Raw genomic sequence first — 8,475 nt, 5'->3', positions numbered from 1 at the left:
GATCCCGCTAGGCTCCACTTTATTTATTATATGTCTCGGAGGTATACCCAAGTTCGGCTGAAGGGATCGGTCTTGAAAACCGACAGGCGGTGAGAATCGCGCGGGGGTTCGAATCCCTCTACCTCCTCCATTTTATTTTTAAATGGTTTAGACATAAATAATAAAATATTTCTTTTTTCCTTCATGGAGGTATACCCAAGTTCGGCTGAAGGGATCGGTCTTGAAAACCGACAGGCGGCGAGAGTCGCGCGGGGGTTCGAATCCCTCTACCTCCTCCATTTTTTAAAAATATTATATTGTCGCGGGGTGGAGCAGCACGGTAGCTCGTCGGGCTCATAACCCGAAGGTCGCAGGTTCAAATCCTGTCCCCGCAACCAAATGGTCCCGTGGTGTAGTGGTTAACATGCCTGCCTGTCACGCAGGAGATCGCCGGTTCGACCCCGGTCGGGACCGCCATTTATGTTGGCTCGGTAGCTCAGTCGGTAGAGCAGAGGACTGAAAATCCTCGTGTCGGCGGTTCGATTCCGTCCCGAGCCACCATTTTTTTATGCCGACTTAGCTCAATTGGTAGAGCAACTGACTTGTAATCAGTAGGTTGGGGGTTCAAGTCCTCTAGTCGGCATCCTTTAGGGGCATAGTTTAAAGGTAGAACTGAGGTCTCCAAAACCTCCAGTGTGGGTTCGATTCCTACTGCCCCTGTAAAGTATATGGGCCTATAGCTCAGCTGGTTAGAGCGCACGCCTGATAAGCGTGAGGTCGATGGTTCGAGTCCATTTAGGCCCACCATATATTATTCCGCAGTAGCTCAGTGGTAGAGCTATCGGCTGTTAACCGATCGGTCGTAGGTTCGAGTCCTACCTGCGGAGCCATGGCCCGTTGGTCAAGTGGTTAAGACACCGCCCTTTCACGGCGGTAACACGGGTTCGAATCCCGTACGGGTCATAAAAAAAGAGTCAGCACATTGCTGACTCTTTTTTATTGTGCGCTAATCCTCTTTTATCTACTGATTTTCCTGAAATAAATAAAGGGATTTAGGAAAAACTATGGTATGTATAAAAAGGAGGAGACAAAAATGACACGAGTGAGAGACCTTATGAGTACTCATATTGTACATTGTACACCGCTAGACAATGTATACGAGGCTGCTGTAAAGATGAAAGAAGAATCGATTGGATTGATTCCGGTTGTTGAAAATGAGCAAGTTGTTGGGCTTGTTACGGATCGCGATTTAGTTGTTAGAGGCATTGCTGAGAAACATCCTGGATCTAATAAAATTACAAATGTAATGACAACAAATATTGTTTCAGTTGCTCCAGATGATTCTATTGAAAAAGCTACAGAGTTAATGGCACAGTATCAAATTAGACGATTACCAGTAGTTGAAAGTGGTCAACTTGTTGGGATGCTAGCATTAGGTGATTTAGCTACAAGAGAATCGGCAGATGATCAAGCGGGATTCGCTTTAAGTGAAATCTCGGAGCATACGGAATGAAGAGAGACTTTAATTAGTGGGATAAGTTACGTATAAAAATCAGATGCATTATTCTAGTATATATGGATTAAACTAATATGTTAGCATGATGTATCTGAGCCATTATATAATAAGTATACGGTTAATAATTTCGACAGTTTATTTAAATTTGTCATTCCTAATTTTAAATAAGAGAAAAAATGATATACTGATAGATATAAGTATTATGAAAGATTTCGAATATAACAATATTTACTATTAATGATGTAATAATGGATTAATATTTCCTATGTAGACAAAAGGGAAGGGGAATTATATGAAAGCTGTACAGCGCGATCCAAATTGGAATTTGGTTACAGATACATATATAGAACCAAATAATTTCGCTGAATTATTTTCTTTGCTTGTACCTTGTCATCCAAAAGGTGAAGGGAAAGAACGAACTATATTAGTGTGGAAAGAAAAAGAATTTTATAAAGAAGAAAATTTAGCGGCATTTATCGTATATGGAATGAATAAAGCAAAGAATTTACCACAGTTTCATAAAGATGAAATTCCAACTTTAGTACGTATTCTTCGCTTATGCCAAGAGATTGGTTGGTATGAAGAAGCAAATACTTTTATGGTAAATCAAGGACTAGCTGAGTTTGTTCACACTTCATTGGAATATGAAACGTGGGATCTTTTGACGCAAGCGGTTGCTTTAAACTATTTAATTATTAAATATCGTATTGGTGAATTGACTGATGGGGATGTAGAAATTTGGGATAGAGTTAAATTTAATGAGAAATGTATAAAGGAGTGTAAACATCTATTATCCCATAAAGAAGTATTGGAATTTACATTCTTTTATATGTGTAAGAGAGCTAAGTTCCTATCAAAGGAACAATTAAATAGTGATATGATGAGTCTAGCGATGTATTGTAATACTTTTGTGTATGATTTATATACACATGACTTATTACGGAAATATCGTAAGTGTACAGACTTCCTATCATATTATGGACCTAGTCAAGCGGTATTAGCTTGTCAAAGAGCTGTACTTTCTCAAATTTCAGATCGATTAGACCCATTAAAGACTACTCATGTAGATGATTATTTATATGTAATGAAAGATATGATGGAGCATATGACGATAGGAATAATGGATCGATATGATCATTTTATCGGAAAGTTATTATCATATGTGCCATTTTTCGAAATGATTCAAGTTCCACAGCATGCATATTATTGTGAAGAATTACTGTATATTTGTAAGGGCATTGAATATAAAGAAGAAATATTACGCAATTATATATTTATACAATTACATGATTGTCTGCCATCATTCTTTAAACTATTTCTTAAAAATAAGCGTTACGCAACGATTCATGACATTCTGTTCTATTGGTGTGATGATGAACAAAGGATGAGCTTGGAGAAAAAATATAATCTTAGCTTTATTTATGAAAAATATGCTTGCGGATAAAGAGCATTTTTTATATAAAAAATTTATATAAATTAAAAAGGATCTCAATTTTATGTGAGATCCTTTTTTTATTAATAAAGCAAGAAGAACGCAATTAAGACGAGAAATAACATTCCATAAAGGAGAAATTGTGCCGTATTGCTTCCTTGTATACCAAAAAAAGTATTTATTTTTTTATATAAATTCAATATATATTTTAGTGGATTATCTTTGAAAGATTGGTACACAGTGTCTCCTCTTTCTAAGCTTCTTGTTCGTGTTTTTTGTTATTAGGGACATGAATGTATCTAGCTATGAATAGTAAAACAGCCATAAAGAACACAGGAAATACGGTAGATAAATAAAAACCATTACTAATAATATTTGTTATTAGGGCACTTAATAGAAAGATGGCATTATAAATATGTGCAATTTTTTGTTTTAGTTGAACTTGAAAGGATTCCATCATAATTTCTAAAGCGACAAAAGCAATGATAATAGATAAAAATACAGTATTTGTATTGTAAATGATTAAACAACAGATTAAACCTAAAAAGGCTAAGTATTCAATTAAGAGAGGTATATTGATATTGCGTGGCATACAATTTACCTAACTAAATATGGCAGTGGGTTTACTGCATTTGTTTTTTCAAAATTCCATTCTCCATTGTGTAATTCAAAATGAAGATGTTGCCCGTATGAATGACCTGTGTTTCCCATATGACCTACTAATTGTCCAGCTTGTACTTGATCGCCAGCTTGTACAGTGCGATCTTTCATATGAGCATAGACTGTTGTATATAGTTTCCCGTTTAGTTGATGAGCGATGAACACAACATTGCCATAGCTAGCTGAATAATATGATTTCACAACTTTACCTGCAGCCGCAGCTTGGATAGAGACATTACCCTGAGCTGCAATATCTATCCCATAATGCATTTGTTCCCAGCGCATATCAAAGGTTGAGCTAATTCTTCCTTGAGTAGGGAATTTGAAAACTGCTGGAATGGAAGTAGGTTGAGCTGTTTGAGTTTGTGATTGCGTTTGATTTTGCACCACATAATGCTTTGCTACATATCCGTATCCTGTGCCAAAACGAATTTTATACCAAGTTCCGACAGTTTCCACTACTTGTATTTGTGTACCATTTTGTAATGAACCAAGTAGTGCACTACTTGTACTAGCATTGCTACGTACATTAAGTTTAGGTGTTGCAACTGTGTATTTCGTATTATTTTGAACTGTGATGCCTTTTACTAAAGGCTGTGAACCATTAGACACGAATGCCTTTTGTACGTAACCTGTTTTGCCATTATGTAAAATTTTATACCACTCACCTTTTTCTTCTTGAATGGTAACGAATTTCCCATTTGGTAATACATCTAAAATTGAAGATTCTAAATTAGGTTCAGAACGAACGTTTAATGCATTGGCATTAACGATGTATTGATTATTAGATTGAAGTTTGTTTTTTAGTAGAATAGCATCTTTTTGTACGTAACCTGCTTTATTATTAACAGATACTTTATACCAGTCATTAGTTGTTTCAAGTATATTCACTTTCGTATTAAAGCGAATTGTATCAATTGATGAGCTATTTGCGTTATCTTGTGTATGTAAGGCTACTTGATCGACTTTGACATATCCAGTTTTCACGTTAGATAATTGTTCAGCGTTGGCTGTTTGTACAGTTGTTTCTCCCATAGAAGGAAGTAAAGAGGCAATTGCGACAGTAGTTGCTGTTAAAGCAGTAGCTTTCATATTCATATAATAGAGACCTCCTCTAGTTGTATAGTTGTAATTTTATTATAGTATAAAGATATAATATAGTGGGTGTATTCACATAAATGTAATATGAAATCAATAAAAAAATAAATTTTTTGAGGATAATGATTCCTTATTATCCAATTAATTAGGATATTAATTTCTAAGATAGAATATAAGTATTAAATAGTTTTGTTATTTTGTTGACAATTGAGAAAATTAAAACAGTTGATGATGTCTTATTACGGTGTTATACTGACAGTGATAATTTCATAGTTTGCTAGGAGAGCTGGTGTTGCCAGCTGAGAGTAGGCCGTAAGCCTTTGATCCTTTTCATTACCTGATCTAGATTATGCTAGCGTAGGGAAGCAATTCGGACACTAATAATGAGTCCCGTTTCTTTGCGTATAGAAACGGGGCTTTTTTATTTAAAAATTTCATATTGAAACCACTAGGGGTGCTTGTTGTGCTGAGAGAGGAATAATCCTTAACCCTTACAGACCTGATCTAGGTAATACTAGCGAAGGGAAGTGGAGCAACGAATAAATTATAATTTTATTTGCTGTAACCACTTCTTATTTAGAAGTGGTTTTTTATTTAGATATATGAATTGAAAGGGGATAGAGAAATGAAATTTTGCGATAGATTATTAGAAACTGTACAACCAGTTTGGGAGATGAGTCATAATCATCCGTTTGTAGTAGGTATGGGAGATGGCACGTTAGAAAAAGATAAGTTTCAGTATTATATTATCCAAGATTATTTATATTTGTTAGATTATGCAAAGCTATATGCGATTGGTGTTGTAAAGGCAACGAATCCACAAGTAATGGGGAAATTTGCTGAACAAATTGATGGAATATTAAATGGAGAAATGACGATCCATAAACAGTATGCAAAAAGACTTGGAATTTCTATAGAGGAGATAGAGTCTGCCAAACCATCTGCTAAAAATTTAGCTTATACAAATTACATGATGTCTGTATCTCAAAATGGCACACTTGCGGAATTAATAGCAGCACTTCTTCCGTGTATGTGGAGCTACTGGGAAATTGGAAAGCGTTTAAATGATATTCCTGGAGCAAGAGATCATGAGTTCTTTGGTGAGTGGATTCAAGGATATAGTTCTGAAGAATACGGTAACCTTTGTATTTGGTTAATAGATTTATTAAATGAAATGGCAGTTGGAAAGTCTGGAAAAGAGCTAGATCGATTAGAGGAGATTTTCCTATATTCCAGTCGATTTGAATATTTATTCTGGGATATGTCCTATCGTAAGGAGATGTGGGGATTTGAGGAGCAAGAACATACTACAGTTTCATAATGTTTCTTTTCATTATGATGAGAAGCCAATCATCAATGAATTAAATGCTTCTATACAAGATAAAGAGTTTGTAAGTATTATCGGACCGAGTGGATGCGGGAAAAGTACTTTATTTCGCCTTATTACAGGTTTAGAAGAAGCAAGTACGGGACAGATAGAGCTGACAGAAACAAAGAGCCATCCTGTAGGGTATATGCCCCAAAAAGATATGCTCCTGCCATGGAGAACGATTATTGAGAATGCAGCTCTGCCGCTAGAGTGCCAAGGTGTACAGAAGAAAGAAGCACAAATAAAGGCAAAGGAACTGTTACATAAATTTGGCTTACAAGGGTATGAGACAAAATATCCGAAAGATTTATCTGGCGGTATGAGACAACGCGTATCTTTTATTAGAACTTTATTAACAGGCGGGGAGATATTGCTGTTAGATGAACCGTTTAGCGCGTTGGATGCTTTAACGAAGGCATCTTTGCAAGAATGGCTGTTTGAACAATGGAAAGAGTGGGAAAAAACAATTTTATTTATCACTCATGATGTGGAAGAAGCATTATTTCTTTCTAATCGAATCTTCGTTGTAGAAAATCAACCGATAACTACTTTAACTGAGAAGATTGTACCGCTTGATCGTAACCGGACAAGAAAAGATTTATATAAGCCTGAAGTGTTAGCGCTTAAAGATGAGCTTCTTAGTATGTTACAAAGGCAGGTACTCGTATGATGAACCGGTTGAAGGAACTTTTACCTGCCCTTACACTTTCTAGTATTTTACTTGTCATGTGGGAAATAGGCGCAAGAATTGTAGATGAGATGTACATTTTACCGTCACCATCTGCAATTGTAATGAAAATATGGAAACTAAAAGATATATTATTTACGGTTCATTTGCCGGCAACATTATATGTCGTTTTAATAGGGGTGGCTATTTCTATCCTACTTGGGGTAGGGCTAGCGATGTTAATGAATGCGAGTAATTGGATGGAGAGAGCATTTTATCCATTATTAGTTGCCTCACAAACGATTCCTATTACTGCGCTTGCTCCGCTTTTCGTTTTATGGTTTGGATATACCATCTGGAGTAAGGTTGTTGTTACGGTTTTAATTACGTTTTTCCCAATTGCGGTCAATACGTATGATGGACTGCGCAGTACGAAAAAAGAATGGGAGGAGCTTTTAGTTACGTATGGGGCAACGAAAAAGGATGTTTTTCTTAAATTAAAATTGCCGTCTGCTCTTCCTTATTTTTTCTCAGCTTTAAAAATAGCAGTTCCGCTTAGTGTAATTGGGGCGGCAATTGGTGAATGGCTCGGTGCACAAGCGGGGCTAGGATATTTCAGTAAGAGAATGATGACGCAGTTAGACGGAGCAGGTGTATTTGCCCCTATTATATTGTTATCATTATTAGCTATTTTCTTCGTCATACTTATTTCGGTATTAGAAAAGAAATTCATTAGTTGGAGGAAGCATTCATGAAATTTTTAAAACGCATCTTTGTGTTTACATTATTAGTTGCAATGATTGCTGGATGTTCTAGTAATTCAGCATCAGATAAGAGTAAAAAAGAAAAAGAAATAACGGTCATGCTTGATTGGTACCCAAATGCGGTACATAGCTTTATTTATGCAGCGATTGAAAAAGGTTACTTTAAAGAAGAAGGAGTAAAGGTGAATATTAAATTCCCTTCCAATCCGACTGACCCATTAACTTTAGCAGCTGCAGGAAAAGTAACGGTTGGCTTATATTATCAGCCAGATGTTGTCATGGCAAAAGCAAATGAACAAATTCCAGTGAAATCAATTGGAGCTGTCGTACGTTCACCATTAAATCATGTTGTATCGCTGAAGTCAGCAGGCATTCAATCGCCAAAAGATTTAGAGGGGAAAACAGTTGGATATTCTGGAACACCTTTAAGTGAGATGTATTTAAAAACGATGGTAAAAGAAGCTGGTGGTAATCCAGATACAGTGAAAGTAGTCGATGTTGGTTTTGATTTAGTACCGGCATTAATTACAAAGAAAGTGGATGCGGTAACAGGAGCATACATTAATCACGAAGTACCTGTTATGCGTCATGAAGGTCATGAACCAGCATACTTTAATCCAGCAGATTATGGTGTACCGAATTATCATGAGCTTGTATTTGTAACAGGTGATAAAACGTTGGAAAAAGATAAAGAAGCGTTGCAAGCTTTCTTGCGTGGTACGAAAAAAGGCTATGATTTCATGAAGAAAAATCCGGATGAAGCATTAAATATTTTATTAAACCATCAAGAAAAAGAAAACTTCCCGCTTGTACCAGAAGTTGAAAAAGAAAGTATGAAAATTTTATTAGAGAAGATGGAAACAAAAGATGAGCCATTCTTATCGGATTCAAAAGAGTCATGGGAGAAACAAAATAAATGGCTGAAAGATAAAGGGATGACGAAAGAAATCGTTCCGGCCGATGAGTTATTCGAAAACATTTTAAAGTAGG

Annotated in this window: 8 protein-coding genes, 10 tRNA genes and 2 riboswitches; of the genes, 16 read left to right on the top strand and 2 right to left on the bottom strand. The window is 36.1% G+C overall.

Features of this window, described 5'->3' with window-relative positions; all coding sequences use genetic code 11:
• The first annotated feature begins 37 nt into the window (after positions 1-37).
• The 12 genes from DN390_RS06305 to DN390_RS06250 all read left to right on the top strand — a co-directional run bounded on the left by DN390_RS06305 (position 38) and on the right by DN390_RS06250 (position 2,939).
• A tRNA-Ser gene (locus DN390_RS06305) sits at positions 38-130 on the top strand.
• 55 nt (positions 131-185) lie between these two features.
• Positions 186-278, top strand: a tRNA-Ser gene (locus DN390_RS06300).
• Positions 279-300: 22 nt separating this feature from the next.
• Positions 301-377: transfer RNA gene (locus DN390_RS06295), tRNA-Met, on the top strand.
• Between the two features lie 3 nt (positions 378-380).
• Positions 381-456: transfer RNA gene (locus tag DN390_RS06290), tRNA-Asp, on the top strand.
• An 8-nt stretch (positions 457-464) separates the two neighbouring features.
• Positions 465-540: transfer RNA gene (locus DN390_RS06285), tRNA-Phe, on the top strand.
• 9 nt (positions 541-549) lie between these two features.
• Positions 550-622: transfer RNA gene (locus tag DN390_RS06280), tRNA-Thr, on the top strand.
• Positions 623-628: 6 nt separating this feature from the next.
• Positions 629-699, top strand: a tRNA-Trp gene (locus DN390_RS06275).
• Positions 700-709: 10 nt separating this feature from the next.
• Positions 710-786: transfer RNA gene (locus tag DN390_RS06270), tRNA-Ile, on the top strand.
• An 8-nt stretch (positions 787-794) separates the two neighbouring features.
• Positions 795-869 (top strand) — tRNA-Asn (locus DN390_RS06265).
• A gap of 1 nt (position 870) precedes the next feature.
• Positions 871-942, top strand: a tRNA-Glu gene (locus DN390_RS06260).
• 130 nt (positions 943-1,072) lie between these two features.
• Complete coding sequence (locus DN390_RS06255) at positions 1,073-1,492, top strand: CBS domain-containing protein (protein WP_097950122.1); 420 nt, start codon at positions 1,073-1,075, stop codon at positions 1,490-1,492.
• 295 nt (positions 1,493-1,787) lie between these two features.
• Positions 1,788-2,939: a DUF3965 domain-containing protein gene (locus tag DN390_RS06250; protein WP_060629595.1), complete on the top strand. Its 1,152-nt coding sequence runs from the start codon at positions 1,788-1,790 to the stop codon at positions 2,937-2,939.
• Positions 2,940-3,180: 241 nt separating this feature from the next.
• Here the strand turns inward: DN390_RS06250 and DN390_RS06245 are convergent, their stop codons facing one another.
• Together DN390_RS06245 and DN390_RS06240 are read right to left on the bottom strand one after the other, a co-directional pair.
• Positions 3,181-3,519: a hypothetical protein gene (locus DN390_RS06245; protein WP_060629597.1), complete on the bottom strand. Its 339-nt coding sequence runs from the start codon at positions 3,517-3,519 to the stop codon at positions 3,181-3,183.
• A 5-nt stretch (positions 3,520-3,524) separates the two neighbouring features.
• Positions 3,525-4,685, bottom strand: a complete 1,161-nt coding sequence (locus DN390_RS06240; RefSeq protein WP_147806841.1) for an SH3 domain-containing protein — start codon at positions 4,683-4,685, stop codon at positions 3,525-3,527.
• 269 nt (positions 4,686-4,954) lie between these two features.
• Positions 4,955-5,066: riboswitch (TPP riboswitch) on the top strand.
• Between the two features lie 59 nt (positions 5,067-5,125).
• Positions 5,126-5,228: riboswitch (TPP riboswitch) on the top strand.
• Between the two features lie 82 nt (positions 5,229-5,310).
• Between DN390_RS06240 and tenA the strand changes: the two genes are divergently transcribed.
• From tenA to DN390_RS06220, 4 genes are read left to right on the top strand one after another with little or no spacing between them, the layout of a single operon-like run.
• A complete protein-coding gene (gene tenA / locus DN390_RS06235) occupies positions 5,311-6,006 on the top strand; it encodes a thiaminase II (protein WP_147806840.1) in 696 nt (231 codons plus the stop codon).
• Positions 5,975-6,724: an ABC transporter ATP-binding protein gene (locus DN390_RS06230; protein ID WP_097950118.1), complete on the top strand. Its 750-nt coding sequence runs from the start codon at positions 5,975-5,977 to the stop codon at positions 6,722-6,724. Before tenA ends, DN390_RS06230 begins: the two co-directional genes overlap by 32 nt.
• The gene (locus DN390_RS06225) at positions 6,724-7,476 is read left to right on the top strand and encodes an ABC transporter permease (RefSeq protein ID WP_147806843.1); all 753 of its coding nucleotides are present in this window, start codon (positions 6,724-6,726) and stop codon (positions 7,474-7,476) included. The genes DN390_RS06230 and DN390_RS06225 overlap by 1 nt, the downstream gene beginning before the upstream one ends.
• A complete protein-coding gene (locus DN390_RS06220) occupies positions 7,473-8,474 on the top strand; it encodes an ABC transporter substrate-binding protein (RefSeq protein WP_097950117.1) in 1,002 nt (333 codons plus the stop codon). Before DN390_RS06225 ends, DN390_RS06220 begins: the two co-directional genes overlap by 4 nt.
• The last annotated feature ends 1 nt before the right edge of the window (position 8,475 follow it).

The organism is Bacillus sp. SH7-1, from assembly GCF_008042405.1.
Lineage (GTDB): Bacteria > Bacillota > Bacilli > Bacillales > Bacillaceae_G > Bacillus_A > Bacillus_A thuringiensis_N.
The sequence above is the reverse complement of the archived record's forward strand: the minus strand, read 5'-3'. Positions and strand labels throughout refer to the sequence as shown.

What these genes read in the sequence shown, in the direction of transcription:
- DN390_RS06245 (WP_060629597.1), bottom strand. Translation starts at nt 3,519, where the DNA reads ATGCCACGCAATATCAATATACCTCTCTTAATTGAATACTTAGCCTTT.
- DN390_RS06220 (WP_097950117.1), top strand. Translation starts at nt 7,473, where the DNA reads ATGAAATTTTTAAAACGCATCTTTGTGTTTACATTATTAGTTGCAATG.
- DN390_RS06240 (WP_147806841.1), bottom strand. Translation starts at nt 4,685, where the DNA reads ATGAATATGAAAGCTACTGCTTTAACAGCAACTACTGTCGCAATTGCC.
- DN390_RS06225 (WP_147806843.1), top strand. Translation starts at nt 6,724, where the DNA reads ATGAACCGGTTGAAGGAACTTTTACCTGCCCTTACACTTTCTAGTATT.
- tenA (WP_147806840.1), top strand. Translation starts at nt 5,311, where the DNA reads ATGAAATTTTGCGATAGATTATTAGAAACTGTACAACCAGTTTGGGAG.
- DN390_RS06255 (WP_097950122.1), top strand. Translation starts at nt 1,073, where the DNA reads ATGACACGAGTGAGAGACCTTATGAGTACTCATATTGTACATTGTACA.
- DN390_RS06250 (WP_060629595.1), top strand. Translation starts at nt 1,788, where the DNA reads ATGAAAGCTGTACAGCGCGATCCAAATTGGAATTTGGTTACAGATACA.